Source organism: Aquipseudomonas ullengensis (assembly GCF_014174475.1).
Lineage (GTDB): Bacteria > Pseudomonadota > Gammaproteobacteria > Pseudomonadales > Pseudomonadaceae > Aquipseudomonas > Aquipseudomonas ullengensis.
Genome location: NZ_JACJUD010000003.1, coordinates 58,553 through 85,101, shown reverse-complemented (window position 1 = coordinate 85,101; position 26,549 = coordinate 58,553). Strand labels below are relative to the sequence as shown.

The window sequence follows — 26,549 nt, the reverse complement described above, 5'->3', positions numbered from 1 at the left end:
AGCGTAGTAGCTCTCGTTTTATCGGTTCATTCAGCGGGCAGGTATTCTACTACTTCCAGGTCGAAACCGGATATCGCGTTGAACTTCATCGGCGAGCTCATCAGGCGCATCTTGCGCACGCCGAGGTCACGCAGGATCTGCGAACCAGCCCCCACGGTGCTGTAGGTAGCCGGGCTCGGCGCCTGCTGGCGGCCGAGGTGGGCCAGCAGCTCCGGACCGCTGAGCGGGTTGCCCAGCAGCAGCACCACGCCGCTGCCGGCCTTGGCCACTTCGCTCATGGCCGCACGCAGGCTCCAGCGCCCCGGCTGGTTGACCATGAACAGGTCGCGCAGCGGGTCCATGTTGTGCACACGCACCAGGGTCGGTTCTTCGGCGCACACCTTGCCCAGGGTCAGGGCCATGTGCGCGGTGTCTTCCACCGAGTCGCGGTAGGTGACCAGGGTGAATTGCCCCAGTTCGCTATCCAGCGCCTGCTCGGCAATGCGCTCGACGGTGCGCTCGTGGATCAGGCGATAGTGGATCAGGTCGGCGATGGTGCCGATCTTCAGGCCGTGCTCGGCAGCGAACACTTCCAGCTCCGGGCGACGGGCCATGGTGCCGTCGTCGTTCATGATCTCGCAGATCACCCCGCTCGGCTCGAAACCACCCATGCGCGCCAGGTCGCAGGCCGCCTCGGTGTGGCCGGCACGGGCCAGCACGCCACCGGGCTGGGCCATCAGCGGGAAGATATGGCCGGGGCTGACGATATCGTCGGCTACGGCATTGCGCGCCACGGCGGCCAGCACGGTACGCGCGCGGTCGGCGGCGGAGATACCGGTGGTGACGCCTTCGGCGGCCTCGATGGAAACGGTGAACTTGGTGCCGAAGCCGGAACCGTTGCGCGGCGCCATCAGTGGCAGCTTGAGCAGCTCACAGCGTTCGCGGGTCATCGGCATGCAGATCAGGCCACGGGCGAAGCGGGCCATGAAGTTGATGTGCTCGGCGGTGACGCATTCGGAAGCGATGATGATGTCGCCCTCGTTCTCGCGATCCTCGTCATCCATGAGGATGACCATCTTGCCAGCGCGAATGTCTTCGATCAGTTCTTCTGCGGTATTCAGAGCCATGAGGGCTATTCCTTACTTGTTCAGGTAGCCGTGTTCGGCCAGAAAACTTTCGCTGATGCCGGAAGCGGCCGGTTCGGCAGCCTTGTCGCCGAGCAGCAGGCGCTCCAGGTAACGCGCCAGCAGGTCGACCTCGAGGTTGACCTGCCGCCCCGGGCGGTAGTCAGCCATGATGGTCTCGACCAGGGTGTGCGGCACGATGGTCAACTCGAATTCGGCGCCATTCACCGCGTTCACCGTCAGGCTGGTGCCGTCGACGGTGATCGAGCCCTTGAGCGCGATGTACTTGGCCAACTCACGCGGGGCGCGGATGCGGAACTGGATGGCGCGGGCGTTCTCCTCGCGGGAAACCACCTCACCGACGCCGTCGACATGGCCGCTGACCAGATGGCCGCCGAGGCGGGTGGTCGGCGTCAGGGCCTTTTCCAGGTTGACCCGGCTGCCCGCTTTCAAGTCGATGAAGGCGCTGCGCGCCAGGGTTTCGCGGCTGACGTCGGCCCAGAAGCCGTTGCCAGGCAACTCCACGGCGGTCAGGCAGATGCCGTTCACCGCGATGCTGTCACCCAGCTTCACATCCGCCAGATCAAGCTTGCCGGTCTCGACATACACGCGTACGTCGCCGCCCTTGGGGCTCAACGCACGGATGGTGCCGATCGCTTCGATGATTCCGGTAAACATCAGACCTCCCCTACTGGCAGCTCAGCGCCGCTGCACACAGGCTGGCGGGCAGAACGAAAAGCATAAGACATCACTACGCACTCCTGTTCGGAAAACAAACAGGGCGATGGGATCGATAGGGATTTTCGCGGGCGCAGACGCACGGCGCCCCGGAAGGGAATCCCGCTCTCTCTTTATCCGGACTTTAACCGTCGGCCCCGGAATCACACCGGGTCTGCTGACCTTGCTGCCCCGCGCAAAGGAGGGAGGGAAGCAAGCGCTCGCGGGCTAGGCAGAAGCTGACTTTAGATCTCGCGAGCTAGCGCCAGACAAGGCGAAATTGAGCGAGGGCGCGGAGTTTACGAGCTGTAAATGAGCAGCCCGAGCTCAATTTCAACGCCGTATGGCCGACGCGCAGCAGATCTAAAACAGGTTCTTGGTGCCATTACCGCCGGTGGGGAATTACACCCCGCCCTGAGAACGTTGCAGCCTTGGAGGGCTGCGGCCTGCTTTTTACCACAAAAGCGCGACGCGCTTCTACGCGGGGCGCTTGGGTAGCGCGATGATCCGCCAGTCGGCACCGACCGCACGGATCTCGCGGATCTCCAGCTCCTGCGCCTCGGCCATGCGTGCCAGCGGCCAGTCGAGCAACGGCCGCGCACTGGAACCGAGAAACTTGGGGGCGACGAACAGCTGGTACTCGTCGACCAGCCCGGCGCGGGCAAATGCGCCGGCCAGACGCGGCCCGGCCTCGACCAGCACTTCGTTGGCACCACGCCCGGCCAGTTCCATGAGCAGCTTGCGCAGGTCGACATGGCCATTGCTGCCCGGCACCGCGAGCAGCTCGTGGCCGTCCTCGAGGAAACGGTCACGCGCTGCCGCGGCGGCGCAGGTGGCAACCAGCGCTGCGCCGGTCTGGTAGAAGGGCGCGGACAGTGGCACACGCAGGCGCCCGTCGATCAGCACGCGCAGCGGCGGGCGCGTTACTGCCAGGGCAGTCATCTCGGCGTTCAGGCCCAGCTCGTCCGGGCGCACGGTCAGGCGCGCCTGGTCGGTAAGTACGGTATCGGCGCCGGTGAGGATGGCGCTGGCCCGCGCGCGCAGGCGCTGTACCGCAGAGCGCGCTTCCGGGCCGGTGATCCACTGACTCTCGCCACTGGCCATGGCCGTGCGCCCGTCCAGGCTCATGGCCAACTTGACCCGCACGAACGGCAGGCCGTGCTCCATGCGTTTGATGAAGCCGGCGTTGAGCGCGCGCGCCTCGGCCTCAAGCACGCCACTCTGCACCGCGATACCGGCGTGCATCAGGCGCAGCAGGCCCTTGCCGGAGACTTCCGGGTTGGGGTCCTGCATGGCCGCGACCACCCGCGCCACGCCGGCGGCGACCAGCGCATCGGCGCAGGGCGGTGTGCGCCCATGGTGGCTGCAGGGTTCGAGGGTGACATAGGCGGTGGCGCCTTGCGCCTGGGCGCCGGCCTGGCGCAGGGCATGCACTTCGGCATGCGGCTCACCGGCGCGAGCGTGCCAGCCTTCGCCAACGATACGACCGCCCCGCACGATGACGCAACCGACACGGGGATTGGGATGGGTGGAGTACAACCCCTTGCGCGCCAGCTCCAGCGCACGGGCCATGAACTGCTGATCGGGCGGCACTGCACTCATGGTTTCGCTGGCTCGCGCGCCAGGCGATCGATTTCCTCGCGGAATTCGTTGAGGTCCTGAAAGCGCCGGTACACCGAGGCGAAGCGGATATAGGCGACCTCATCGAGCTTCTGCAGCTCGGTCATCACCAGCTCACCGAGCACCAGCGACTTGATCTCGCGCTCGCCAGTGGCGCGCAGCTTCTGCTTGATATGGGCGATTGCCTCTTCCAGGCGCTCGACGCTGACCGGGCGCTTCTCCAGCGCACGCTGCATGCCGGCGCGCAGCTTGTCTTCGTCGAAGGGCTGGCGGCTGCCGTCCTGCTTGATCAGGCGCGGCATCACCAGCTCGGCGGTTTCGAAGGTGGTGAAACGCTCACCGCAGGCCAGGCATTCGCGGCGGCGGCGGACCTGCTCGCCTTCGGCGACCAGGCGCGAGTCGATGACCTTGGTGTCGTTGGCAGCGCAGAAGGGGCAATGCATGGCGGGAAACGGCCCTATAAAACGGTGGCTCATGGTAGCGCATCCCCCCGGCAAGACAAGCCAGGGGCTTTGCGGTATACAGGCGCCCTGCATACAGGCCGGATACGCGCCACCGCGCGCTACTCTAGCTATACACCGCCTGTCCTTCGCCCCTATCGCGTCGAGTCCATCATGTCGATACGCCCCCTGCTGCTGACTTCCGCCTTTCTGCTGCTGGCCGCCTGCGCCAGCGAGCCCGCCAAACCCGTGGCACCCGCCGCGCCCAAACCGGCTCCGGCGGCCAAGCCCGCAGCCGAAATCGAAGCGCCGCTGCCCAGCCATATGCGCGAGCTGCGCGGCAGCCTGAGCACGCCACCCCAAGGCAGCGAAGTGGAGATGGCGCTGCTGGTGGTCGACGAGCGCGACCGTCCACAGCAACTGCTGGCCAGCCTCAAGCTGGCAGGCACTGGGCAGGACCTGGCGTTTCGCCTGCCCTTCAACCCGGAATACTTTCCTGCGGGGGCCCGCGTCGAGCTGCGCGCGCGGGTCAGCCTGTCCGGTCGCCTGATCCAGCACCTGCCGGCACAACGCATCCAGCAGGCGCAGACCCAGGAGCTCGGCGCACTGCGCTTGGTCAGCGCGCCATGATGGCTCCGGCCATCCTGCAGGACGCCTTGCAAGAGCTGCTGGGCGATGCGCGTCTGGTGGCGGAAACCCTGCCCGGCACCGACCTCAAGCTGTGGCTGATCGATGCGGCAAACATGGACCGCTGCTTCAGCCCGGAAGAGACCCGCCTGATCCTCGAAGAGCCGCCCTACTGGAGCTTCTGCTGGGCCAGCGGCCTGGTGCTGGCGCGCTGGCTGGCAGAGCAGCCCGAGTGGGTGCGCGGCAAACGCGTGCTGGATTTCGGCGCGGGCTCCGGCGTGGCCGCCATTGCCGCCGCCAAGGCCGGCGCCCTGGAAGTGGTGGCCTGCGACCTCGACCCGCTGGCCATCGCGTCCTGCCGGGCCAATGCCGAGCTGAACGGCGTAGAGCTGAGCTACTCGCTGGACTTCTTCGCCGAGGCCGATCGCTTCGACCTGATCATCGTTGCCGATGTGCTCTACGACCGCGCCAACCTGCCACTGCTCGACCACTTCCTCAGCCGCGGCCGCGAGGCGCTGGTCGCCGATTCACGGGTCAAGGACTTCCAGCATCCGCTGTACCAGCGCCTGGGCATGCTCGAAGCCTGTACCTGGCCGGACCTGGCCGAACCGGCGGAGTTTCGCCATGTCAGCCTGTACCACGCTCGGCGCGACTAGCGCCGGCCTTGTATCCAGGCCAGTGCGCCCGCATCTATAGTTCCAGCCTTTCGCCTTTCCGAGATCGATCATGAGCGATACCCCTTACATCTTCGACGTTTCCGGCGCCGCTAGCTTCGAACAGCTGGTGATCGAGAACTCCTTCCACAAACCGGTGCTGGTGGACTTCTGGGCCGAATGGTGTGCGCCGTGCAAAGCGCTGATGCCGCTGCTGGCCAAGGTTGCCGAGGAGTATCGCGGCGAACTGCTGCTGGCCAAGGTCGACTGCGACGCCGAACAGGACATCGTCCAGCGCTTCGGCATCCGCAGCCTACCCACCGTGGTGCTGTTCAAGGACGGCCAGCCGGTGGACGGCTTCGCCGGTGCGCAGCCGGAGTCGGCGATTCGCGAGATGCTCAAGCCGCATGTCGCCGAACCCGCCCCGCTGGTAGCCGACCCGATGGAAGCGGCGCAGGCGCTGTTCGCCGAGGGCCATTTTGGCGAGGCCGAAGCACTGTTGCAGCAGGTGCTGACCGAGAACAACGCGAACGCCGCAGCGCTGATCCTCTACGCCCGCTGCCTGGCCGAACGCGGCGAGCTGGGTGAAGCGGAAACCGTGCTCAATGCGGTGAAGAGCGACGAACACAAGCAGGCCCTGGCCGGCGCCAAGGCGCAGCTGACCTTCCTGCGTCAGGCCGCCGACCTGCCGGACAGCGCCGAGCTGAAAAGCCGCCTGGCGCAAGACGGCAACGATGACGAAGCCACCTACCAGCTGGCCATCCAACAACTGGCGCGCCAGCAGTACGAGGCGGCGCTGGACGGCCTGCTCAAGCTGTTCGTGCGCAACCGCAGCTACGCCGAAGGCATAGCCCACAAGACCCTGCTGCAGGTGTTCGACCTGCTCGGCAACGATCACCCGCTGGTGACGCTGTACCGCCGCAAGCTGTACCAGGCGATCTACTGAGAAACGATCTCCTGACTGTCGGCCATACTGCGTTAAAAACGGCCTCGGGCTGCTCATTTACAACTGTAAACTCCGCGCCCTCGGCCGTTTTTGCCTTGTCTGGCTCTAATTCAGAAGATCGTAAAGGCTTTGATATGACCCAGCCCTTCACCCTGCTGCTGCGCGTGCGCTACGGCGAGTGCGATGCCCAGCAGGTGGTGTTCAACGCGCGCTATGGCGACTATATCGACGTAGCCGTCACTGAGTTCTACCGGACGCTGTTCGGCAGCTATCAGAGCCTGCTGGACCGAGGCCTGGACAGCCAGGTGGTGCGCATGGCGACCGACTGGAGTTCGCCGGCACGCTTCGATGATGTGCTCGCCCTGCAGGTGCAGACGCTGCGCCTCGGCACCACCTCCTACAGCCTGCAGGTGGACATCCTCCACCACGCCGAGCAGCGCCTCGTGGCGCGCAGCGAAATCACCTATGTGATGGTCGATGCGCAAGCGTTCAGCAAGGCAGCCATTCCCGATGACCTGCGCGCGCAGTTCGAGCGCGGCGCCCCGGATGTGCTGATCAACCAGGCCGGCTGATCAGCCGATCCAGCGATACAGCGGCGCTTCGGCGCCGCTTTCTATTTGTACCTGCGGGCAATGGCGCAAGCGCACCAGCAAGCGCTTGCCGGCTGCCGCACCGCCGGCCAGGGCCGCCAGTTCGGCAAGCAGTTGCGGGCCTTCCATCACCCCGGCGCGCTGCAACAACTCCTGCGCGGTTTGCCACAGGCCGTCCTGGGCGCGCGGCGGCGCTTCGGTGCGCGGTGCAGCAGGCACATCGACAGGCAGCACGTCACGCGGCAACAACGCTGCCAGTTGCGCCCAGTCTTCCTGATCCATCTCCACCGACAGATCCACCGGCCAGTCGCCGACTCGCCCCTTGATACGCAGCATCTTTCCCACTCCCGAACATCAGGCCGCCATGCTGCCACGCATGCAGGGGCTGGCCAATCGCGACAAATAAATGTTACAACATAACCTAACACTTACTTGCCGGAGTTCGATTCATGCGCCGTACCCTGCTCGCCCTGTCTATCGCCCTGCTGCCATTGTCCTTTGCCCAGGCCGCCAGCCATGAACACGACCACTCCCACGAAGAGCACGGCAGCCTTGGTGCCCACGAACACGGCGTGGCCAGCCTGAACGTGGCGCTGGATGGCCAGACCCTGGAGATCCAGCTGGAAAGCCCGGCGATGAACCTGGTCGGCTTCGAACACGCCGCCAGCAGTGACGCAGACAAGGCCAAGGTAGCCGCCGCCCGCGCACAGCTGGAACAACCAGCCAGCCTGTTCAACCTGCCCGCTGCCGCCGGCTGCACCCTCGCCGCAATGGAACTGCACAGCCCGTTGTTCGGCAAACCGGCCCATGAACACACAGAAGCGGAGCATGAGCACAGCCATGAACACGCCGATGTCGACGCCGACTACCGCTTCGACTGCAACGCCCCGCAGCACCTAACAGCCATCGACCTGGCGGTGTTCTTCCAGCAATTCCCGGCCACCGAAAAACTCAACGCACAGCTGATCGGCCCGAGCGGCCAGCAAGGTGCCGAACTGAACAAGGGCAACGCGCGCCTGAGTTTCTAAGGGCCGACCCCAGTCTTGTAGGAGCGAGCTCTGCTCGCGAAGCTCTCGCACAGCCTGATTCGCGAGCAGAGCTCGCTCCTACGGTAAGCTGCCACCTTCGCCTGCACACGGCCTGACCATGTCCCAAGCACTGATCGAACTCAACGACCTCGGCTTCGCCTGGCCCGGCCAGGCTGAGCTGCTGGATATCCCAGCGTTTACTCTGGATGCCGGCGAAAGCCTGTTCCTCAAAGGCCCCAGTGGCAGCGGCAAGACCACCCTGCTGGGCCTGCTCGGCGGGGTACAGAAGCCCGGCCGTGGCAGCGTGAAGCTGCTCGGCAGCGACCTGGCGCAACTCTCTGCCAGCGCCCGCGACCGCTTCCGTGTCGATCACACCGGCTACATCTTCCAGCAGTTCAACCTGCTGCCTTTTCTCTCGGTGCGCGAGAACGTCGAGCTGCCCTGCCGCTTCTCCAAGACGCGTGCCGAACGTGCCCGCCAGCGCCACGGCAGTGTGGATGCAGCCGCTGCTGCGCTGCTCGAACACCTGGGACTGCAGGCGGACCTGCTGCAGCGCCGCGCCGACTCGCTGTCGATCGGCCAGCAGCAACGGGTCGCCGCCGCTCGCGCCCTGATCGGCCAGCCTGAGCTGGTGATCGCCGACGAACCAACCTCGGCCCTGGATGCCGACGCCCGCGAGGCGTTCCTGCGCCTGCTGTTCGCCGAATGCCGCGAAGCCGGTGCCAGCCTGCTGTTCGTCAGCCATGACCAGAGCCTGGCGCCACTGTTCGACCGCGCCCTCTCGCTGGCCGAACTCAACCGCGCCAGCCGCGCCGTGGAGGCCTGACATGCACCTGCTACGGATCGCCCTGGCCAGCCTCAACAACCGCCGCTTCACCGCCCTGCTCACGGTGTTCGCCATCGCCCTGTCGGTGTGCCTGCTGCTCGCCGTCGAGCGGGTGCGCAGCGAAGCCCGCGCCAGTTTCGCCAGCACCATCAGTGGCACCGACCTGATCGTCGGCGCCCGTTCGGGCTCGGTGAACCTGCTGCTGTATTCGGTGTTCCGCATCGGCAACGCCACCAACAACATTCGCTGGGACAGTTTCGAAACCCTGGCCCGGCAGCCGCAGGTTAAGTGGGCCATCCCGTTGTCGCTGGGTGACTCGCACCGTGGCTACCGGGTACTCGGCACCGATGCCGGTTATTTCGAGCACTACCGCTATGGCCGCGCCCAGCCGCTGCAACTGGCCGAGGGCAAGCCGTTCGCCGAGCTGTTCGAGGTGGTGCTCGGTGCCGAAGTGGCGCAGGCGCTGCACTACAAACTCGGTGACCAGATCGTCCTGGCCCACGGCGTCAGCGCTGTCAGCCTGACCCAGCACGGCGACAAACCCTTCACCGTGGTCGGCATCCTCGCCCGCACCGGTACGCCGGTGGACCGCACCCTGCATATTTCCCTTGAAGGCATGGAGGCGCTGCACGTCGACTGGCAGAACGGCGTACCGGCCCAGGGCGCCGGTAAGGTTTCCGCCGAGCAGGCGCGCGCCATGCACCTGCAGCCGCAAGCCATCACCGCCGTGTTGCTGGGGCTGAAGAGCAAGATCGCCACCTTCGCGGTGCAACGCCAGGTCAACGAATTCCGTGGCGAACCGTTGCAGGCAATCCTTCCCGGCGTAGCGCTGCAGGAGCTGTGGAGCCTGATGGGCGTGGCCGAGCAGGCGCTGTTCGTGGTCTCGCTGTTCGTCGTGCTGACCGGGCTGATCGGCATGCTCACCGCCATTCTCACCAGCCTCAACGAACGCCGCCGCGAGATGGCCATCCTCCGTTCCGTGGGCGCGCGGCCCTGGCATATCGCCGGCCTGTTGGTGCTGGAAGCCCTGGCCCTGGCCCTGGCGGGCGTCGCCCTGGGCCTGGCGCTGCTCTACCTCGGTATCGCTGCCAGCCAGGGTTATGTGCAGGCGCAGTACGGTCTGTTCCTGCCGCTGGCGCTACCGACCGGCTATGAGTGGAGCCTGCTCGGCGCTATCCTGGCCGCCGCCCTGCTGATGGGCAGCGTGCCGGCCTGGCGCGCCTATCGGCAGTCGCTAGCCGATGGATTGTCGATTCGCCTGTGAGGTAGTCATGCGTGGTTTGCTGTTCGCCCTGCTGTTGTCCTGTACCACCCCGCTCTGGGCGGCGGAGCCACGCACACTGACCTGGGTCGAGATGATTCCAGCGGACGCCCCGCCGCAAACGGCGCAGCAGGCACCGATGCACGACCTCTCGCAACTGGCCGATGCCCTGGCGGCGGAAAGCGGCCCGGCAGCGACCCAGTCGTCGCCGGCAGCGCCAGTGGTGCAAGGGCTGGACGGCCAGCAGATCAAGCTGCCGGGCTATATCGTGCCGCTCGACGTGACCGAGGAAGGCCGGGTGACCGAGTTCCTCTTCGTGCCGTACTTCGGCGCCTGCATCCATGTGCCGCCACCGCCATCGAACCAGATCGTGCACGTCACCACCGAGCTGGGGGTGATGATGGACGAGCTGTCGCAACCGTTCTGGATCGAGGGGCCGATGAAGGTCGAGGCCAGCACCAGCGACATGGGCAGCGCCGGCTACCAGATGGCCGCCGAGAAGATCTATCCCTACGAGATGTAGGCCTCGCGCTGTGCCAAATTGACGCAGCGCCGCTGCCAGGCAACACTCCCTGCCATTGAGCTGGGTCAATAAGCGCCCCACCGGGCCTGCTGATAATGAACTCAGCCAAACATTTACACCTTGATGGAGCACACCATGCACAAGTCCCTGCTGAAGGTATCCCTTCTCGCGCTGGCCATTGCCGCGCCCATGGCCCACGCCTTCGAGGCCGGCGACATCATCGTTCGCGCCGGCGCAATCACCGTCGACCCGCATGAGAGCAGCAGCGATATCTGGGTTGGCGCCCTCGACACCGACGTGGCAGGCAGCAAGGCCACCCTCGACAGCGACACCCAGCTGGGCCTGAACTTCGCCTACATGGCCACTGACCACATTGGCATTGAGCTGCTGGCCGCCACCCCGTTCAGCCACAACGTCGGCGTCAAGGGCATGCCCGGGGCGTTCGCCGGCCTGAATGGCAAGCTCGGCGAGATCAAGCAACTGCCGCCGACCCTGAGCGTGCTGTACTACCCGATGGACAGCAAGGCGGCCTTCCAGCCCTATGCGGGCGTGGGCATCAACTACACCTGGTTCTACGACACCAAACTGAGCAGCTCCGCCGAAGACAAAGGCTTCAGCAGCCTGGATCTGGACGACTCCTGGGGCCTGGCCGGCCAGGTGGGCATGGACTACATGCTCAGCGACAACATCATGCTCAACGCTCAGGTGCGTTATATCGATATCGACACCAAGGGCACCACCAACTACGGCGGCCGTGAAGTCGAAGTCGACGTGGACGTAGATCCCTGGGTCTATATGGTTGGTCTGGGCTACAAATTTTAGCCCGTTAGGATCTCTTGATCGTCGGCCATACTGCGTTGAAATTGGGCTCGGGCTGCTCATTTACAGCTCGTAAACTCCGCGCCCTCGCCCAATCTCGCCTTGTCTGGCTCTAGCTCAAGAAATCCTGAGTCTCACGTTTAGATACGAAGCAAAAAGCCCCGCAGTGCGGGGCTTTTTTGTGGGCGACGCTGGCGTAACCCGCGAATCGGCAACGCGGGTTTCACCCGCCCTACGCGCGGCCCAGCAGGGTGGCCAGGCCGACTTGCAGCGGGGTCGCCGGGGGCATCAGGAAGCGCTCGAGCAGCAGGCCATTGTCGGCGCGCGAGTGGCGGATATCGCCGGGGCGGGCCTCGCCATGGCTGACCGGCGGCAGGCTGCCCAGTACACCCCGAATGGCGTCGAGCAACTGGTTGAGGCTGATCGACTGGTTGTGCCCGACGTTCACCGCGCCGCCCTGCACCTGGGCGTTGGTCAGCGCCTGCACCAGCAGCGGCACCAGATCGGCGACGTAGAAGAAGTCGCGGGTCTGCTCGCCATCGCCGAACACCTTGATCGGCGTGCCGGCCTGGGCACGCTCGGTGAAGATGCTGATCACCCCGGAATAGGGCGAGGATGGATCCTGGCGCGGGCCGAAGATATTGAAGAAGCGGAAGATCGCCGGTTCCAGGCCGTGCTGGCGCTGGTAGAAGTCCAGGTAAAACTCGCTGGCCAGCTTGTCGGCGGCGTAGGGCGTGAGCGGTGCCTTGGGCGTGTCCTCGCGCACCGCAACACCTTCGCCGTTGTTGCCGTAGACGGCCGCGCTGGAGGCGAATACCACCCGGCGCACACCCGCCTCGCGCATGGCTTCGCACAGGTTCAGCGTGCCAATGAAATTGCTCTGGTGGGTGCTCACCGGGTCGTCCACCGAAGCCTGTACCGAGGCCACCGCAGCCAGGTGCGCGACAGCCTGGCACCCGGCCACTGCACGACGCATCAGTGCGGCGTCGGCGACATCGCCTTCGAGCAGTTCCAGGCGTGGATTGTCCAGCGCCAGGTTGCTGCGTCGCCCGGTGGACAGGTTATCCAGCACGCGCACGCGGTAACCGGCCGCGAGCAGGGCGTCGGCCAGGTGCGAACCGATGAAGCCGGCACCGCCAGTGATCAGGATCGGGGAGTCAGTCATGGGCTCTCAACTGTGTCGGTAGAAGCGATCGAGCAACGCCGGCAAACCTGCTCGCCAGGCGCGCGGCTTGATGCCGAACGTATGGAAGATCTTCTTGCAGGCCAGCACCGCGTGCTGCGGCTCGTCGGCGGCATCCGAGCGCGCGGCGTGGGCCTGGGCGCTGACTTCCTGGACCTGCAACGGATGCAGCGGCCGCGCATCACCGAGAATCGCCTGGCCCAGCGCCAGCGGCGTGGTCGCCTCATGCGCGCCGTAATGGTAGGTGCCCCACAGCGGGGTCTGGCAATCGAGCTGCTTGAGCACGGCGAGGATCACCCGCGCCGCGTCGTCGACCAGGGTCGGGTTGCCACGACGGTCGTCGGCCATGAACAGCTCCTGGCCCAGTTCGGCGCGGTGCAGGAAGCGCCCGAGCAGGCCCTCGGCACTGTCATCCAGCAGCCAGCCGAAACGCAGCAGCACATGCCGTGGGCAGGTGGCGCGCACGCACTGCTCGATACGGCGCAGGGCCTGGCCACGCAGGCCGAGGGGCACCGGTTCATCCTTCTCGCTGTACGCGGTGGCGCGCGAGCCATCGAACACGCGGTAGCTGGAGGGCTGCAGCAGCAGGATGTTGTGGTGCTGGCACAGCTCGGCCAGGCGCTCGACCGCACGCTCCTGCTGGGCGAAGCGGGCTTCGTCGACAGTTTCCGCCTGGAACCAGTCGAAGTAGTAGGCGAGGTTGATCAGCGCGGCGGGACGGGTTTCGTCCAGCAGCAGGGTCAGGCTGGACGCGTCCCAGCCACCCTCGGGCGGGCGTGGGGCGAGGAAGCCGATATCGTCTTCGGCGCCCAGGCGGATCAGCGCCTGCCCCAAGGCATTGCCGCCGCCCAGCAGCATCAGGCGCATGCGCATGGTGGTGCGGGTTACTCCAGTCACGAAAAAAAGAGGCTGCCAGGCAGCCAGACTGCCTGCATTTTGCGGGTTTTACCCGGGGCCGTCACCCGCAAAGTGCCGAACAGGCGCCGGGGCGCCTGTTCGAGGGGGTAGATGAGCTCTGGGTGTGTGCCGAGCCACCCCTGCCGAGCTGCCGGGAGCACACCCGCTTCCTGTAGGAGCCAGCTTGCTGGCGATCCCAAGCAGCGGGAAGCATGGGGGATTGGCACGACCCGCTGATCGCCAGCAAGCTGGCTCCTACAGGGGGGCGGGTGAAACCAGAGGGGCCGTCTTGCCCCCCTACCGAGCCGCCGGGAGCACACCCGCTTCCTGTAGGAGCCAGCTTGCTGGCGATCCCAGGCAACGGGAAGCATGGGGGACTGGCACGGCCCGCTGATCGCCAGCAAGCTGGCTCCTACAGGGGTTGGGCGGGCTAAACCTGGAGGGGTCGCCCGCCTACTCGTTACTGCGTGCCTTTACGGCGCAGGCTGGCGGGGGTCCAGTTGCTTTCCGGCGGCGGGGTGAGGAGGAACTGGCGTGGCGCCTTCTCGTTGTTGCGCAGGCCGATCGCCGTGTAGCTGCGGGCGATCAGGTCGTGGAACACCAGGTTCACCGGGGTGATCACCGGCACCTCGTAGGCGTTCTTGGTGAAGGCCAGGTTGACGTGCCACAACTCGCCACGGGCGTCGTAGTTTTCCACCATCAGGGCGTACCAGCTGTCCTCGTCGAGGTAGAAGCGGCGCTTGGCGTGCACGTGGCGCTGGCCTGCACGCAGTGTGGCTTCAATCACCCACACGCGGTGCATTTCCCAGCGTGTCAGGTCGCTGTTGAGGTGGCCTGGCTTGACCAGTTCATCGACCTTCAGCCCCGGTTTTTCCATGGCGTAGTTGTGGTACGGCACCAGCAGTTCCTGCTTGCCCACCAGCTTCCAGTCGTAGCGGTCGGTGGCGCCGTTGTACATGTCGGTGTCGTCGGCGTAGATGCCATCGATCGGCGTGTCGTAGGCCAGCGTCGGCGCACGGCGCACGCGGCGCTGGCCAGGGTTGTAAATCCACGCCGAACGCGGCGCGGCAACCTGGTCAATGGTTTCCTGCACCAGCAGCGCTCGGCCGACATCACGCGACGGCGGCAGCAGTTCGCTGCCGAAGTAGTAAATGATGTTGTCGAGGCTGCCGGCGTCCTTCTTCGGGTTGTAGTAGTTGGACAGCAGCTGGATATGCTCGCGCAGTATCGAATAGCTGCCGCTCGGGGTGACCTGCGCGGTCACCGCCACTTCGTCGATGTAGCGGCCCTGCCAGCGGGCAATGTGGTTCCAGATCGCCTGGCGGCCATCGGCCGGAATCGGGAACGGAATCCCCGCATAGGCATTCACCAGGCCGTAGCCAGCGCCGTCCAGCTCGGCCTTCTGCGCGTTGACGAAGGTGTTCTGGTAGATGTCCTGCGGCGCCGCAAAACTACGGTGGCTGGTGTAGACCGGCACCTTGAAGGTCTGCGGATAGGTCTTCAGCAGCGCCTTGACCCCTTCGCTGAGGTAGGCGGCATCGGCCTGCATGTTCTGCGCATCGATCACCCGCAGCGGCTTCTCGCCAGCATAGGGGTCGACATGGAAGCTGCCGGGGCCGCCGTAGCCGGCCGGGGCTTGGGTCATCCCGCCGGTCCACTCGGGAATGCCATGGGCGGCATCGCCTTTGCGTTCGGCACCGAAGGGCGTGAGTGTGCTGTTGAGTTGGGCCGCCTGCTCGGCGCTGACCTTGGCCTGGGCCGCCAACGGCAGCAGCAGACCCAGCGAGAGCAGGACGAAACTGGCACGCGAAACTGTTCTGATCATGGTGGTTCCTGCGGTCAGAAGGAGTAGGAAACGTTGAGGGCGACGTGGTCGCGGTCGATCAGCGCGTTGTCTTTGCGCGCGCCCCAGAACGAGGTGTAACTCAGCTTGCCGCCCAGCTTCTGGCCGTACTTGGCGCCCAGTTCGAGGGTGGCGGACTTGCGCCCCTGGATGAAGTTCTCGTTGAGCGCCGGCGAGGTGCCGGAGACGTCCTGGCGGAAGGTGATGGCCGGCATCAGGTCGATATTCGGCCGCACGTCCTGATACAGGCCGGAGAGGTTCAGCGTGTAGCCCCAGGCGAAGGAATCCAGGTAGGCGTAGTTGACCGTGTCGAGCAGGCTGCCCGGCACATGGTTGAACGCCGCCTCGGCCAGCACCATCACGTCATCCAGGCCGGCCGTCGGGCCGAAGGTGTGGATCGCCGAGACCGAGCCGGTATACAGCTCGTGGCGCTTGTACAGGTCGATACCGCGGCGCGGGTCGTTGGCCGAGCCGTCGCCGAACTCGCCCAGATCGATGCTGCCGCCACTGGCCCCGCCGCCGCCGAGTGCGCCTTCGGCCATCTGCTCCAGCTCGTAGGTCATCGCCGGTTCGATCGGCGCGTTGGGCCGGTAGGTCAACTCGCCCGCCAGGCTGGTGTCACCGAGAGTGCCGGACGCACTCAGGCCGAACAGGCGGATGTCCTCGGGGTAGATGAAGTCGTAGTAAGTGCTGTCGAGCAGGGCCAGGCCGTCGACCAGCGGCACCGAGGCCGGATCGAACGCCTGAGCCAAGCCGCACAAGTCGCTGAAGCGCCCGCCCGTACCGCCGCTGCAGGCAAAGGACTGGCCTTTCTGTACCTGGAGGAACGGCACCTTGCTGTGGTAGTTGAGGTAGTAGAGGCTGAACTCGGTGTTGTTCCAGTCCTCGGCCAGGTAACGCATGGCCACGCCGAACTGGCCGTCGTCACGGGCATCGTGCTCCTTGCCATAGCGCGCACCGGCGACCACGCCATTCTCGCCGTTCAGTCCCGGCACCAGATCGGCCAGGCCGCCCAGCTCGTTGCGCAGGTCGACCAGCACACCGTTGCTGCCCTTGCCGAAGTAATCCTGGTTGTTCAGGAAAGCGCCGGTAGGGATCAGCTCGTGGCCCTTCCACTCCAGGCCGTAGAAGCCTTCGATGTTGAGCTGGTCGGTCAGGCCGAACTGCCCGGAGACCATGTTGGTCGGCAGCAGGGCATCCTTGAAGCTGGCGTTGGGCAGCACCACACGGCCGATGTCCACCGGGTTGATCACGTTGAGGCCGTCGGCATAGAAGATGCCCTCGCCCCAGTTGATCACCTGGCGTCCCAGCCGCACGCTGACCGGCCGCTCGCCGATGTAGCGGTTGGTGTAGAGGTAGGCGTCGAGCAGGCGCGAGCGGTGCCCGGCGCGGTTTTCCAGATCGGAGGGGAAGCGCTCGTCACTGTCGGTGTTGTGGGTGTCGAAACCGTCGCCGCTAGGGTCGTGGTCCATCAACTGGGTGTCGTACCAGGCCGTGCCGCGCACGAACAGGCCGTCCTGTTCAGTACGCACATGCAGCTCGGAGGTCAGCTTGAACTCGTTAGAGACGAAGCCGCGGTCGTAGTACTCGCTGCCATCGTTGTTGTTGATGAAAACGTTACTGCCGCCGCTCTGGATATGCTCCGGCGCGGTGGTGCGGTACACCGAGGTGTACTCGGCCACGCTCTCCAGCGAGGTGGTCAGATTCGGCCCGGTGTCGATCTGGAAAGCCTGGACCTGCTGTGCGCCCAAAATTCCCACGGCCAACGCCAATGCATGCTTTGCCGGTAGCCCGGCTTTATCGTTGTTATGCGACATGCTGCTATCCCCTAGCGGTTGTGAGGCGAAACTAGCTGACTTGCGAAACCCTCCGTGGGGCCGATCCGGACAAAAAGCGGTGCCGAAAGGGCCCCTGACACAATTTCTTACTTTCGCTGCGCGTCCCACCGCGCGGCACTCACTACGCCTGCCGAGCAAAGGCCTCGAGGCTGTTGGCGTAGACGAATTGCAAAGTGCGCTTGAGCTGCAACAGGGTGCGCGAGCGCTCCGGCTCGGGCAGCGACAACGCCAGCTTGGTCACCGAGCTGCCGGCCTCGCAGAGCAGCAGCGCCAGGCCGCGCACCTGTTCCGGATCAGCCGCCGGCTGGGCGGCGCAAATGGCGCGGGCGACCAGCTCGGTGGTGGCCAGGGTGTCGGCGCTGTTCAGCGCACGCAGTTCGGGCGAAGCGACCACGCAGCCCCAGACCTCAACGAAACCGGGATGGCTACTCTGGATGTCGACCATCAGGTCGATCAGCCGCTCGATCATCGCTCCCGCTGTCGCGCTGTCCGGCGCGCCGCTGATCTGCGCCAGGTCGGCCTGCAAACGCTCGCCGACGCTACTGGTGTAGCGCTGCCAGACTTCCTGGACGATCGCCAGCTTGGTCGGGAAATACAGGTACAACGAGGCGATGGGCAGGCTCGCCTCGCGGGCGATCTCACGCATCGACACGGCTTCGTAGCCCCGCGCCGCAATCAGCTCCAGGGCGACCTTGAGGATCGCCTCGAAGCGCACCTGGCTGCGTTCCTGTTTCGGCTCGCGGCGCACTCGTGGTGTTGGCGGGGTGCTTGACAAAGTTTTGTTGGCCACAGCATTCTCGAAAACATGAGCAATGCTTATGTTTTAGCGCGACTCTCGCAAAATGGGAAGAGGCTGATGGCAAAGAGGCGAAAACAGTGAGTCACGACGAACGCTTGGTACTGGCGGTGGACCTTGGCAGCTCCGGCTGCAAGACCGCCCTGGTCGGCCTGGACGGCCGGGTACGTGCATTCGCCTTCCGCGCCGTGACCAGCCATGTGCTGCCGGGCGCCGGGGTCGAGCAGTGCCCGGAAGACTGGTGGCAGGCCTTCGAGGACAGCGCCCGCGACGTGCTGCACAGCAACGCCGGCGCATCCGCCAAGGTAGTCGCCGTGGCGTGCTCCTGCCAGGGCGAAGCCACCCTGCCGGTGGACCACGACGGCAATCCGCTGGCCCGTGCCCTGCTGTACATGGACATGCGCGGCCAGGCCGCCGTGCAGCGCCAGGTCGGCGGTCGCCTGCCACGCGTGGCCGGCTACGACCCGCTGAAACTGTGGCGCTGGCTGCGCCTGACCGGCGGCGCCCCGGCGCTGTCCGGCAAGGACCCGTTCGGCCATATCGCCTTCATCCGCGAAGCGATGCCCGAGCTTTACGCGCGCACCGCCAAGTTCCTCAACGTCCTCGACTTCATGAACCTGCGCCTGACCGGGCGCACGGTCGCCACCGTGGATTCGGCGCTGACCACCTGGGTCACCGACAACCGCGACCCGGCCAATATCCGCTACGACGATGGCCTGCTGCGCCTGGCCGGGCTGCAGCGCGAACAACTGCCGGAACTGGTGCGCTGCAGCGACGTGCTCGGCCCGCTGCGCCCGGCCGTGGCCGAACGCCTGGGCCTGCCCAGCGGCGTGCCGGTGGTGGCCGGCGCAGTGGACAACACCGCCTCGGCCCTCGGTTCCGGCGCCGTGGCGGATAACGCCCTACACCTCTACGTCGGCACCTCGTCGTGGATCGGCGCCCATGTGGCGAAGAAGAAAACCGACGTATTCAAGCAGATCGCCGCCGTGCCCTGCGCCCTGCCCGACCGCTACCTGATGATGGTCATGCAGTCGGCCGCCGGCGCCAACCTGAGCTTCCTGCGCGACCGCATCCTGTTCGCCAAGGACGCCCTGCTGCAGGACGAAGCCGGCCCGGACGTCTACCGCATCCTCGACGAAATCGCCGCCGGCGTGCCGGCCGGCTCCCGTGGCCTGCTCTACCTGCCCTGGCTGATGGGCGAGCGCAGCCCGGTGGACGACGCCAACCTGCGCGCCGGCCTGCTCAACCTGAGCCTGGAGCACGCCCGCGAAGACATGGTGCGGGCCTTCCTCGAAGGCGTGGCGCTGAACACGCGCTGGATGATGGAAGCGGTCGAAGGCTTCCTCGGTCAGGCGGCGCAGGAAATCACCCTGGTTGGCGGCGGTGGCCAGTCCGACGTGTGGAGCCAGATCTTCGCCGACGTGCTGGGCATCACCGTGCACCAGCCAGAGCAGCCGATCCAGGCCAATGCCCGGGGCGCAGCCTTCCTCGCCGGCGTCGGTATCGGCGCCATGGGATTTGCCGACATTCCCCAACGCGTTGCCGTACGCCGCAGCTTCGAACCGAGCGCCGGCAACCGCCAGCGCTACACCGACAGCTACGCCACTTTCCGCGCCGCGCACAAGGCGCTGGCACCGTTCTACGCCAGCCTTCACGGAGCCAAGCCATGAGCCACACAACATGAGTATCGAACAGCAAGCCTGCGAGGCCGTGGTGCGTACCGCCGTGGCGCTGGCCGACCAGGGTTTCCTCGCCGGCGTCGGCGGCAACCTGGCGCTGCGCATCGACGCCGAGCACTTCGCCGTCACCCCCTCGGCCAGCGACTACTACGCCATGGCCGCGGAAGACATCTGCGTGCTGCGCCTGAGCGATCTGCAACAGCTCACCGGTAACGGCAAGCCTTCAGTGGAAAGCGGCCTGCACGCCTGCATGTTCAAGGCCCGCCCGGACTGCTGGGCCAGCGTGCACACCCACCAGCCGGTGGCCAGCGCCTTCACCCTGCTCGACCGGCCATTGCCGATCGCCGATGACGAAGCGCGCCGACTGATCGGCGGCGACGTGCCGGTGTGCGCCTACGCCCCCTCCGGCACCAGCTGGCTGGCCAGCAATGTCGGCAAGCGCGTGCGCTTCGACCTGAATGCCTACCTGATGCGCAACCACGGCGCGGTGTGCCTCGGCACCACCCTCGACGACGCCTGCCGCGTGGTAAGCCTGCTCGAGCAGGAAGCCGTGCGCTGGTTCCAGCGCGCCCTCGCCGCCCAGCCCGATAACCGCCAGTTCCAGCATGCCCTGGCTGCGCTGAATGCCTAGTCCCGAATTATTAGAAGAGAACCCGCGATGAACGCCTCCACTCAGCCTGACCCGCAAACCTCCGGCATCTCCCACTGGCCGGACACCGACGCCATCGACACACGCCTCAAGGCGCTGATCAAGCAGCCGATCCGGCCGATCCGCCGGGAAAACATGGACAAGGTCCTCGGCTACTTCAACAACCAGTGCCAGGCCTCCAAGCGCCTCGCCGAACAGGCCGCGACGGTGATCCCCGGCGGCGTGCAGCACAACCTGGCGTTCAACTACCCCTTCGCCCTGGCGATGAGCAAGGCGGAAGGCGCGCATCTGCAAGACGTCGACGGCAACCGCTACATCGACTTCCTCCAGGCCGGCGGGCCGACCCTGCTTGGCAGCAACGACCCGGTGGTGCAGGAAAAGGTCATCGAGACCCTGCGCGACTGCGGCCCGGTCACCGGCCTGCTGCACGAGTACGAATTCAAGCTGGCCGAACTGGTGTGCCGCCATGTGCCGTCGGTCGAGATGTTCCGCATGCTCGCCTCCGGCACCGAGTCGGTGATGGGCGCCATCCGCCTGGCCCGCGCCTACACCGGCAAGAAATGGGTGATCAAGATCGGCGGCGCCTACCACGGCTGGAGCGACCAGCTGGTGTACGGCATGCGCATTCCCGGCACTGGCCGGCGTGAGGCCGTGGGCATCCCGCGCGGCGCCACCAGCCACACCCAGGAAAGCTTCCCCAACGACCTCGCGGCGATTCGTCGGCGCCTGCAACTCAACCGCCTGCGTGGCGGCACCGCGGCGATCATCGTCGAGCCGCTCGGCCCGGAAAGCGGCACCCGCCCGGCGCGCAAGGACTTCAACGCCAACCTGCGCAAGCTGTGCGACGAGTTCGGCGCGCTGCTGATCTTCGACGAAGTGGTCAGCGGCTTCCGCGTCGGCATGGGCGGCGCCCAGGGCTACTTCGGCGTGCTGCCGGACCTGACCATCTTCGGCAAGTGCCTGACCGGCGGCTACCCGATGGCCGGTGGCATCGGCGGCCGGCGCGAGGTGATGATGCTGCTGGCCGGCGGCATCGGCGGCAAGCAGACCAAGCGCGCCTTCGTCGGCGGCACCCTGACCGCCAACCCGCTGTCCTGCGTGGCCGGCTACTACAGCCTGATCGAGATGGAGAAGCGCAACGCGCCCTTCGTCGCCGGTCGTGCCGGTGACCGCCTGACCGCCGGCCTGGCGCAGATCATCGAGCGTCGCGGCCTGCCCTACGTGGTCTACAACCAGGGCTCGGTGGTGCACCTGCAAACCTCCGGCGTGCTGCTGCTCAACGTACGCAACCCGATCCAGCTGCTGCGCGAGGTCAACCCGCGCAAACACATGATGGAAGAGATGGGCGCCGCCTACATGGCCCACGGCCTGGTGACCCTGGCCGGCAGCCGCATGTACACCAGCGCCGCCGACACCGACGAGATCATCGACGAAGCGCTCAATCGCTTCGACGATGTCTTCGGCCTGGTCTGAGCCATGCACGACGAACTGCTGCAGGCCGGCGCGCGGATGAGCGCCAAGGGCTTTCTCAATGATGCGGGCGACAGCCTGTCGCTGCTGCTGCCGGGCACCGGGCGCATGCTCCTGCTGCTGGCGGGCGAGGCGCCGCGTGAAGTCGAACTGAGCAAGGCCGAAACCGGCCTGGCCGCCCTGCACGCGCAGGTCTACCGGCTGCGTGGCGATGCCGGCGCGGTGGCGACCCTGAGCCCGCGCTGGAGCCTGCAACTGGGCGAACTGGGTGAAGCCATGCCGTCGGTATTCGACGAGCAGGCGCGGCATATCGGCCGCTCCTGGGCGCCGGCGGTTGCCGGGCAACTGCCCGCCGTGCTCGTCGCTGGCGGCAACGCCGGGCTGGTCGACGGTCGCCTGCTGGCCGTCGGCGTCACGCGCAACCGCATGCTGTTCAATGCCGAACTGTTCGAGAAGTGCGCCATGGCCTACGTGCTGGCGCGCCTCGGTGGCGGCCGGGTCAAGCAGGTGCCGTGGTGGGTACGCCTGATCGCCGGCCGTCGCCTGCTCAAGGACCAGGCCAACGCCGCCACCCAGCACGCCGCCGGGCAAGCATCTGCCGAGTTGGGGGCTTACTGACCGTAGGGTGGATGACGCTCTATTCATCCACCGATGGCCCCGCTCGGTGGATCGGTAAAGCGCGATCCACCCTACGTCTGGTTCGCACGTGCTACCTGTAGGAGCCAGCTTGCTGGCGATGCGTCTTCTCGAGGCATTGATCGCCAGCAAGCTGGCTCCTACGAAAAGCGGCGACTGGCGCCATGCCGCCGGCCCATGCTAACTATGGAAAACGGCGCCCAGCGAGGCGCCACATAACAACAAGAACCGGGCGCGTGACGCCTCGATAACGACCGCCTGCCAGGAGCGTGTCCATGAAACCCATCGCCGATCCGCGCTATTCGGAGGCCTCCGCCCCGCCGCAGATCTCGCGCTTCCTGCTGCAGCACGTGGCCGCCCTCGGCCGCGACCCGGCCCTGCTCTGTCGCGGCCTGGGCTTCGAGCCGGACGACCTGAAGAAACCCGACTATCGCCTGTCTTACCGGCAGAGCTACCTGCTGGTGCGCCGTGCCCTGCACAGCCTGGACGACAGCGGCCTGGGCCTGGCCGTGGGCAGCCGGCAGACCGCCGTGTCCTGGGGCCTGGTGGGCATGGCCATGCTCGCCAGCCCGACCCTGGGTGAAGCGCTGGACCTGGCCATCCGTTACCAGCGCCACACCGGCGCCCTGCTCGACTACGAGATGGAACTGCGCGGCGGGCGCTGCCTGGTGTTCGCCAGCACGCGCTTCTTCGACCCGGACGTGGCGGTGTTCTACCTGGAGGAAGCCTTCGCCAGCTCCCTGGCCATCGTCCGTCACCTGTCCGGCCAGGACCTGACCCTCGACCGCATCGAACTGGAATATGCGCGCCCGCCGCACTGGCAGCGTTACGCGGAGATCTTCCGCTGCCCGGTGAAGTTCGGTGCCGGGCACAACCTGATCGCCTTCGACGCGCGCTGGCTGGAGCTACCGCTGCCGACCCGCGACGACTATGTCGCCGCCGAGATCGCCGAGTTGCTGGACAGCGCACGCTGGGAACAGAGCGGCAGCTCCGACCTGATCGAAACCATCCAGCGCGAAGTGCGCAAGAGCCTCTGCCGCCCGCCACAACTGGCCGAACTGGCGCAGCAGCTCAACCTCGGTGAACGCACCCTGCGCCGGCGCATCGACGAGGCCGGCCTGTCCTACCACGGCATCGTCGACTCCGTGCGCCGGGCCAAGGCCCTGGCCCTGCTCAGCCACCGCGACAGCCGGCTGATCGACGTGGCCAGCGAGACCGGCTTCAGCGACGTGCGCAACTTCCGCCGCGCCTTCAAACGCTGGACCGGGGTGACGCCGCGAACGGCCAAGCAGCGGATCGCCCAAGAGTCCTAGCGGACTGCCAGCCCCTCACCCCAGCCCTCTCCCGGAGGGAGAGGGAGTCAGTCCGGGGTGCCGGTGAACCACGCGCTCGAATCCAGCCGCGTTCCAGCCCTCTCCCGAAGGGAGAGGGGATCAGTCCGGAGTGCCAGGAAACACCGTGCTTGCAACCAGCAACGAGCCAGCCCCCTCTCCCTCCGGGAGAGGGGGCTGGGGTGAGGGGCTGGCTGGCAGCGCGGAGTGGTCGGCGCTCCCCGGCCCCTCTCCCAAAAGGTGAGGAAAAACCTACTCCTGATACACCGGCCAACGCTCGACGATCTTGCCGCCACGCACCGCCAGCAGATCACCGAACTGCAGCAGCACCGACTCGCTCTGGGTCGGTCGCAGGAACACCTGGTCGTCCACCTCCAGGCTCACCGTCGGCGAGCCATTGACCAGTTCCTGGTTCGAGCTGCGCCCGTACAGGCCACTCAACTGCAGCCCGGCGGGCGAGACCAGATCAGCCTGCCAGTTGCCGCCATAGATGAAGAAGGTTTCGCGCTGGTTGACGTCCCACCAGGCGAACAGCCGTGATTTCTCGTCCAGGGCCGGGATGCGCAACGCCCCCGTGCGCTTGAGCACCGGCGTGGCGATGTACACCGCCGGTTCGTGCCCGGTCAGCGACGGCAGATCGTAATGGCTGGGTTTGAGCAGGCCGGTGCCGATCGCCACTTCGCTGCTCAACTTCTCGTGCTCGTGGGCCCGGTAGCTGGGGCTGCCGGCGGTGTTCAGGGTCAGGCCCTCGCGCCACAGGGCCGGGAAACGCTGACGAGTGAAATCCACATAGCCCTGGTACAGCGTCATCACCTTGGCCAGCAGTTCGTCCTGGGTGCCGAGCACTGAGGGCAGGTTCATGCCGACGAAGGGGTCGTAACCCATGAAGCCGGCGAACTCCAGGTGCTGCGGGTTATCCGCGATCAGTTGCAACAGCTGCCCCAGCGTCTGCGTGTCACTCACGCCGCCGCGATGCAGGCCGACGTCCAGTTCGATGTTGATGCGCAGCCGCGTGCCCAGCCCCTGGGCCAGCGCCAGGTATTGCTGCAGGCGTTCGGGGGTGTCGATCAGCCACTGCAGCTGCTTCGCAGGATCGAAGGAGCCACTGTGCTGCTCATAGAACAGCTGCGCCGAGCGCACCGGCAGCGGCTTGCCGAGCAGGATGTCGGCCTCGGGAAACAGCCGCGCATCGTGATTGAGGAAGGGCTGGTGGAAGGACATCAGCCGCCGGGTGCCGAGGCGCTCACCGATGTAGCGCAACAGGCCGGGCGCCGGCAGCGACTTCTCCACCAGGCGCAGCTGCTTGCCACTGCGGGCGAGGAACTGGCGCACCACCTCGATATTCTGGTCGAGCCGGTCGAGGTCGATCAGCAGGCTCGGGCGCATCGGCCCGTGGGCCTTGAGTTCCTGGTTCAGTGCCTGGAAATAGCCATCGTGCGGCTGCCCCCGATCACCCGGGCGCAGCCAGGTGGCAGCCAGCAGACCGCCGGCGCCCAGGCCGGCCAGCACAAGCGTGCGTCGTTTCATCCCTACTCCTTAGAACCTGTTTCGGGTCTTTTGAGCTAGAGCCAGGCTAGGCAAAAACAGGCGAGGACGCGGAGTTTACGAAGTGTAAATGAGCAGTCCGAGCCTGTTTTTAACGACGCATGGCCGACGATCAAGAGATCCGAGACAGGTTCTTAACCGATGTTGAGGCCGAACAGGCTGGCCAGGTGCGCGTTGACGAAGCGCCCGTGCGGGTCCAGCGCCTGGCGCAGTTCGGTGAATTCCTTCCAGCGCGGGTACAGCGCCGCCAGCTGACGCGCACCCAGGCTGTGCAGCTTGCCCCAGTGCGGCCGCCCCTCATACTTCCAGAAGATCGGCTCGATCGCGGCGAAGAACTCGCGATGGTCCATCGCATGGTGCTGGTGGATCGACAGCGCACAACTGTCGCGCCCCTCGAACATGCTCAGAGGAATGTCGTCGGCCTTCACGTAGCGGTACTCGACCGGCATCCAGGTGCGCAGGTTGCCGTCGTCGATGCGCTTGAGGATCTCGCGCAAACAGGCCGGGCCGTGCTCGGCCGGCACCGAGTACTCCATCTCGTTGAAGCGCACGTTGCGCACGTTGGCGAAGATCTCGTAGGAGGCGTCCACCCGGTCGTCGAAGCTGGCCAAGTGGCGCATATTGTTGAGCAAGCTGCGGCGCAGATCGGGGGAGTCGCTCAGGTGCTTGTCCAGCCCCTCGATGATGTCGATGAAGCCGTTGCCGCCCTCCTCGTCCGGTGGCACCGGCGGCGTGCTCGGGTCCTCGGTCTCGTTCAGCGCCACCGACAGCGCGTAGTCGGAATGGGTGATGACCAGCATCTCCCAGTGCTGGTTGTCGCGCTTGAGGTTTTCGACATCCTCCAGCAGCTCCTCGGTCTTGCCCAACCACTGGCGCTCGCGCAGGCGGAAGGCGGCGCGGTTCTGCATGCGCACCTTGGTCACCACGCCCAGCGCGCCGAGGGAGACACGCGCGGCGGCGAACAGCTCAGGGTTGTTCTCACGGCTACAGTCGAGCACCTCGCCGGTGGCGCTGACCAGTTGCAGGCCGCTCACCTGAGAGGAGTAGGAACCGAAACCGATGCCGGTGCCGTGGGTCGAGGTGGCGATCGCCCCGGCCAGGGTCTGGTAGTCGGTGTCGGCCATGTTGACCAGCGCCTGGCCGACCTCCTTGAGAGGCGCGCCCATGCTCGACATCGGCGTGCCGCCGCCGAACTCCGCTTGCAGGGTCTGCGCGTCATGCGCCAGCAGCCCGGAGAAGTTGCTCAGCGACAGCAAGGTGTCGTCGGTGGGTACCAGCGCACTGAAGGAATGCCCTGAGCCGACCGGGCGGATCTTGCCCGAGGCCTTACGGATGATCTGCACCAGCTCGTCGAGGTTCTTTGGCGCCAGCCGCTCCAGCGGCAGGCAGCTCTGCACGCCGGACCAGTTGCGCCAGGGTATGGGTCGCGGCGTGTCTGCGGCCCACAGCGAGCGGGCCGGCAACGCCAGGCAGGCGCCCAGCAGGCTGGCACGCTGCAACAGCTGACGACGGGAGAATGGCTGCCCCAT

At 66.2% G+C, this 26,549-nt stretch carries 26 protein-coding genes; 14 read left to right on the top strand and 12 right to left on the bottom strand.

Annotated features, from left to right (window positions below; genetic code table 11):
* Positions 1–26: 26 nt before the first annotated feature.
* From ribBA to nrdR, 4 genes are all read right to left on the bottom strand, one after another.
* On the bottom strand, positions 27–1,106 hold the full coding sequence (gene ribBA, locus H3H51_RS09760; protein ID WP_183088859.1) for a bifunctional 3,4-dihydroxy-2-butanone-4-phosphate synthase/GTP cyclohydrolase II: 1,080 nt from the start codon (positions 1,104–1,106) through the stop codon (positions 27–29).
* Positions 1,107–1,118: 12 nt separating this feature from the next.
* Complete coding sequence (locus H3H51_RS09755) at positions 1,119–1,781, bottom strand: riboflavin synthase (protein WP_183088858.1); 663 nt, start codon at positions 1,779–1,781, stop codon at positions 1,119–1,121.
* A gap of 516 nt (positions 1,782–2,297) precedes the next feature.
* Complete coding sequence (gene ribD, locus H3H51_RS09750) at positions 2,298–3,422, bottom strand: bifunctional diaminohydroxyphosphoribosylaminopyrimidine deaminase/5-amino-6-(5-phosphoribosylamino)uracil reductase RibD (protein ID WP_183088857.1); 1,125 nt, start codon at positions 3,420–3,422, stop codon at positions 2,298–2,300.
* Positions 3,419–3,883 carry a transcriptional regulator NrdR gene (gene nrdR, locus H3H51_RS09745; protein ID WP_160488971.1) on the bottom strand — a complete coding sequence of 155 codons (465 nt, stop codon included), beginning with the start codon at positions 3,881–3,883 and terminating at the stop codon, positions 3,419–3,421. Before nrdR ends, ribD begins: the two co-directional genes overlap by 4 nt.
* A 171-nt stretch (positions 3,884–4,054) precedes the next feature.
* Between nrdR and H3H51_RS09740 the strand changes: the two genes are divergently transcribed.
* The 4 genes from H3H51_RS09740 to H3H51_RS09725 all read left to right on the top strand — a co-directional run bounded on the left by H3H51_RS09740 (position 4,055) and on the right by H3H51_RS09725 (position 6,678).
* Positions 4,055–4,510 carry a YbaY family lipoprotein gene (locus H3H51_RS09740; protein ID WP_183088856.1) on the top strand — a complete coding sequence of 152 codons (456 nt, stop codon included), beginning with the start codon at positions 4,055–4,057 and terminating at the stop codon, positions 4,508–4,510.
* Positions 4,507–5,163, top strand: coding sequence for a class I SAM-dependent methyltransferase (locus tag H3H51_RS09735; RefSeq protein ID WP_183088855.1), 657 nt, complete (start codon positions 4,507–4,509; stop codon positions 5,161–5,163). The genes H3H51_RS09740 and H3H51_RS09735 overlap by 4 nt, the downstream gene beginning before the upstream one ends.
* 70 nt (positions 5,164–5,233) lie before the next feature.
* Positions 5,234–6,106, top strand: coding sequence for a thioredoxin (gene trxA, locus H3H51_RS09730; RefSeq protein WP_183088854.1), 873 nt, complete (start codon positions 5,234–5,236; stop codon positions 6,104–6,106).
* Between the two features lie 134 nt (positions 6,107–6,240).
* Positions 6,241–6,678 (top strand): acyl-CoA thioesterase, encoded by a 438-nt coding sequence (locus tag H3H51_RS09725; RefSeq protein ID WP_183088853.1) that lies wholly within the window; start codon positions 6,241–6,243, stop codon positions 6,676–6,678.
* Here H3H51_RS09725 and H3H51_RS09720 read toward each other — a convergent pair whose 3' ends face one another.
* The gene (locus H3H51_RS09720) at positions 6,679–7,032 is read right to left on the bottom strand and encodes a hypothetical protein (RefSeq protein WP_183088852.1); all 354 of its coding nucleotides are present in this window, start codon (positions 7,030–7,032) and stop codon (positions 6,679–6,681) included. It lies immediately after the preceding gene.
* Between the two features lie 113 nt (positions 7,033–7,145).
* Between H3H51_RS09720 and H3H51_RS09715 the strand changes: the two genes are divergently transcribed.
* From H3H51_RS09715 to H3H51_RS09695, 5 genes are all read left to right on the top strand, one after another.
* Positions 7,146–7,724, top strand: a complete 579-nt coding sequence (locus tag H3H51_RS09715; RefSeq protein WP_183088851.1) for a DUF2796 domain-containing protein — start codon at positions 7,146–7,148, stop codon at positions 7,722–7,724.
* Between the two features lie 118 nt (positions 7,725–7,842).
* Positions 7,843–8,550, top strand: coding sequence for an ABC transporter ATP-binding protein (locus tag H3H51_RS09710; protein WP_183088850.1), 708 nt, complete (start codon positions 7,843–7,845; stop codon positions 8,548–8,550).
* Position 8,551: 1 nt separating this feature from the next.
* Positions 8,552–9,814 carry an ABC transporter permease gene (locus H3H51_RS09705; RefSeq protein ID WP_183088849.1) on the top strand — a complete coding sequence of 421 codons (1,263 nt, stop codon included), beginning with the start codon at positions 8,552–8,554 and terminating at the stop codon, positions 9,812–9,814.
* Positions 9,815–9,821: 7 nt separating this feature from the next.
* On the top strand, positions 9,822–10,334 hold the full coding sequence (locus H3H51_RS09700) for a DUF3299 domain-containing protein (protein ID WP_183088848.1): 513 nt from the start codon (positions 9,822–9,824) through the stop codon (positions 10,332–10,334).
* Between the two features lie 135 nt (positions 10,335–10,469).
* Positions 10,470–11,156: an OmpW/AlkL family protein gene (locus H3H51_RS09695; RefSeq protein WP_183088847.1), complete on the top strand. Its 687-nt coding sequence runs from the start codon at positions 10,470–10,472 to the stop codon at positions 11,154–11,156.
* Positions 11,157–11,385: 229 nt separating this feature from the next.
* Here the strand turns inward: H3H51_RS09695 and H3H51_RS09690 are convergent, their stop codons facing one another.
* From H3H51_RS09690 to H3H51_RS09670, 5 genes are all read right to left on the bottom strand, one after another.
* Positions 11,386–12,318: an NAD-dependent epimerase/dehydratase family protein gene (locus H3H51_RS09690; protein WP_183088846.1), complete on the bottom strand. Its 933-nt coding sequence runs from the start codon at positions 12,316–12,318 to the stop codon at positions 11,386–11,388.
* A 6-nt stretch (positions 12,319–12,324) separates the two neighbouring features.
* Positions 12,325–13,209: a sugar nucleotide-binding protein gene (locus tag H3H51_RS09685; protein ID WP_183089337.1), complete on the bottom strand. Its 885-nt coding sequence runs from the start codon at positions 13,207–13,209 to the stop codon at positions 12,325–12,327.
* 484 nt (positions 13,210–13,693) lie between these two features.
* The gene (locus H3H51_RS09680; protein WP_183088845.1) at positions 13,694–15,058 is read right to left on the bottom strand and encodes a DUF1329 domain-containing protein; all 1,365 of its coding nucleotides are present in this window, start codon (positions 15,056–15,058) and stop codon (positions 13,694–13,696) included.
* A gap of 14 nt (positions 15,059–15,072) precedes the next feature.
* Complete coding sequence (locus H3H51_RS09675; RefSeq protein WP_183088844.1) at positions 15,073–16,893, bottom strand: DUF1302 domain-containing protein; 1,821 nt, start codon at positions 16,891–16,893, stop codon at positions 15,073–15,075.
* 142 nt (positions 16,894–17,035) lie between these two features.
* Positions 17,036–17,704 carry a TetR/AcrR family transcriptional regulator gene (locus tag H3H51_RS09670; RefSeq protein ID WP_183088843.1) on the bottom strand — a complete coding sequence of 223 codons (669 nt, stop codon included), beginning with the start codon at positions 17,702–17,704 and terminating at the stop codon, positions 17,036–17,038.
* 86 nt (positions 17,705–17,790) lie between these two features.
* On the opposite strand from H3H51_RS09670, the gene H3H51_RS09665 reads away from it, so the two are divergent.
* The 5 genes from H3H51_RS09665 to H3H51_RS09645 all read left to right on the top strand — a co-directional run bounded on the left by H3H51_RS09665 (position 17,791) and on the right by H3H51_RS09645 (position 23,457).
* Positions 17,791–19,380, top strand: a complete 1,590-nt coding sequence (locus tag H3H51_RS09665) for a xylulokinase (protein ID WP_183088842.1) — start codon at positions 17,791–17,793, stop codon at positions 19,378–19,380.
* 10 nt (positions 19,381–19,390) lie between these two features.
* A complete protein-coding gene (locus H3H51_RS09660) occupies positions 19,391–20,020 on the top strand; it encodes a class II aldolase/adducin family protein (protein WP_183088841.1) in 630 nt (209 codons plus the stop codon).
* A gap of 27 nt (positions 20,021–20,047) precedes the next feature.
* A complete protein-coding gene (locus H3H51_RS09655) occupies positions 20,048–21,511 on the top strand; it encodes an aspartate aminotransferase family protein (RefSeq protein ID WP_183088840.1) in 1,464 nt (487 codons plus the stop codon).
* Between the two features lie 3 nt (positions 21,512–21,514).
* Positions 21,515–22,126 carry a hypothetical protein gene (locus H3H51_RS09650; RefSeq protein ID WP_183088839.1) on the top strand — a complete coding sequence of 204 codons (612 nt, stop codon included), beginning with the start codon at positions 21,515–21,517 and terminating at the stop codon, positions 22,124–22,126.
* 293 nt (positions 22,127–22,419) lie between these two features.
* The gene (locus H3H51_RS09645) at positions 22,420–23,457 is read left to right on the top strand and encodes an AraC family transcriptional regulator (RefSeq protein ID WP_183088838.1); all 1,038 of its coding nucleotides are present in this window, start codon (positions 22,420–22,422) and stop codon (positions 23,455–23,457) included.
* A gap of 270 nt (positions 23,458–23,727) precedes the next feature.
* Here the strand turns inward: H3H51_RS09645 and H3H51_RS09640 are convergent, their stop codons facing one another.
* Positions 23,728–25,002, bottom strand: a complete 1,275-nt coding sequence (locus H3H51_RS09640) for a DSD1 family PLP-dependent enzyme (RefSeq protein ID WP_407926479.1) — start codon at positions 25,000–25,002, stop codon at positions 23,728–23,730.
* A 152-nt stretch (positions 25,003–25,154) separates the two neighbouring features.
* A complete protein-coding gene (locus H3H51_RS09635; RefSeq protein WP_183088837.1) occupies positions 25,155–26,549 on the bottom strand; it encodes a D-arabinono-1,4-lactone oxidase in 1,395 nt (464 codons plus the stop codon).

Excerpts from the sequence above, each read along its gene's own strand:
- ribBA (WP_183088859.1), bottom strand. The coding sequence starts at position 1,106 with ATGGCTCTGAATACCGCAGAAGAACTGATCGAAGACATTCGCGCTGGC.
- H3H51_RS09755 (WP_183088858.1), bottom strand. The coding sequence starts at position 1,781 with ATGTTTACCGGAATCATCGAAGCGATCGGCACCATCCGTGCGTTGAGC.
- ribD (WP_183088857.1), bottom strand. The coding sequence starts at position 3,422 with ATGAGTGCAGTGCCGCCCGATCAGCAGTTCATGGCCCGTGCGCTGGAG.
- nrdR (WP_160488971.1), bottom strand. The coding sequence starts at position 3,883 with ATGCATTGCCCCTTCTGCGCTGCCAACGACACCAAGGTCATCGACTCG.
- H3H51_RS09740 (WP_183088856.1), top strand. The coding sequence starts at position 4,055 with ATGTCGATACGCCCCCTGCTGCTGACTTCCGCCTTTCTGCTGCTGGCC.
- H3H51_RS09735 (WP_183088855.1), top strand. The coding sequence starts at position 4,507 with ATGATGGCTCCGGCCATCCTGCAGGACGCCTTGCAAGAGCTGCTGGGC.
- trxA (WP_183088854.1), top strand. The coding sequence starts at position 5,234 with ATGAGCGATACCCCTTACATCTTCGACGTTTCCGGCGCCGCTAGCTTC.
- H3H51_RS09725 (WP_183088853.1), top strand. The coding sequence starts at position 6,241 with ATGACCCAGCCCTTCACCCTGCTGCTGCGCGTGCGCTACGGCGAGTGC.
- H3H51_RS09720 (WP_183088852.1), bottom strand. The coding sequence starts at position 7,032 with ATGCTGCGTATCAAGGGGCGAGTCGGCGACTGGCCGGTGGATCTGTCG.
- H3H51_RS09715 (WP_183088851.1), top strand. The coding sequence starts at position 7,146 with ATGCGCCGTACCCTGCTCGCCCTGTCTATCGCCCTGCTGCCATTGTCC.
- H3H51_RS09710 (WP_183088850.1), top strand. The coding sequence starts at position 7,843 with ATGTCCCAAGCACTGATCGAACTCAACGACCTCGGCTTCGCCTGGCCC.
- H3H51_RS09705 (WP_183088849.1), top strand. The coding sequence starts at position 8,552 with ATGCACCTGCTACGGATCGCCCTGGCCAGCCTCAACAACCGCCGCTTC.
- H3H51_RS09700 (WP_183088848.1), top strand. The coding sequence starts at position 9,822 with ATGCGTGGTTTGCTGTTCGCCCTGCTGTTGTCCTGTACCACCCCGCTC.
- H3H51_RS09695 (WP_183088847.1), top strand. The coding sequence starts at position 10,470 with ATGCACAAGTCCCTGCTGAAGGTATCCCTTCTCGCGCTGGCCATTGCC.
- H3H51_RS09690 (WP_183088846.1), bottom strand. The coding sequence starts at position 12,318 with ATGACTGACTCCCCGATCCTGATCACTGGCGGTGCCGGCTTCATCGGT.
- H3H51_RS09685 (WP_183089337.1), bottom strand. The coding sequence starts at position 13,209 with ATGCGCATGCGCCTGATGCTGCTGGGCGGCGGCAATGCCTTGGGGCAG.
- H3H51_RS09680 (WP_183088845.1), bottom strand. The coding sequence starts at position 15,058 with ATGATCAGAACAGTTTCGCGTGCCAGTTTCGTCCTGCTCTCGCTGGGT.
- H3H51_RS09675 (WP_183088844.1), bottom strand. The coding sequence starts at position 16,893 with ATGTCGCATAACAACGATAAAGCCGGGCTACCGGCAAAGCATGCATTG.
- H3H51_RS09660 (WP_183088841.1), top strand. The coding sequence starts at position 19,391 with ATGAGTATCGAACAGCAAGCCTGCGAGGCCGTGGTGCGTACCGCCGTG.
- H3H51_RS09655 (WP_183088840.1), top strand. The coding sequence starts at position 20,048 with ATGAACGCCTCCACTCAGCCTGACCCGCAAACCTCCGGCATCTCCCAC.
- H3H51_RS09650 (WP_183088839.1), top strand. The coding sequence starts at position 21,515 with ATGCACGACGAACTGCTGCAGGCCGGCGCGCGGATGAGCGCCAAGGGC.
- H3H51_RS09645 (WP_183088838.1), top strand. The coding sequence starts at position 22,420 with ATGAAACCCATCGCCGATCCGCGCTATTCGGAGGCCTCCGCCCCGCCG.
- H3H51_RS09640 (WP_407926479.1), bottom strand. The coding sequence starts at position 25,002 with ATGAAACGACGCACGCTTGTGCTGGCCGGCCTGGGCGCCGGCGGTCTG.
- H3H51_RS09635 (WP_183088837.1), bottom strand. The coding sequence starts at position 26,549 with ATGGGGCAGCCATTCTCCCGTCGTCAGCTGTTGCAGCGTGCCAGCCTG.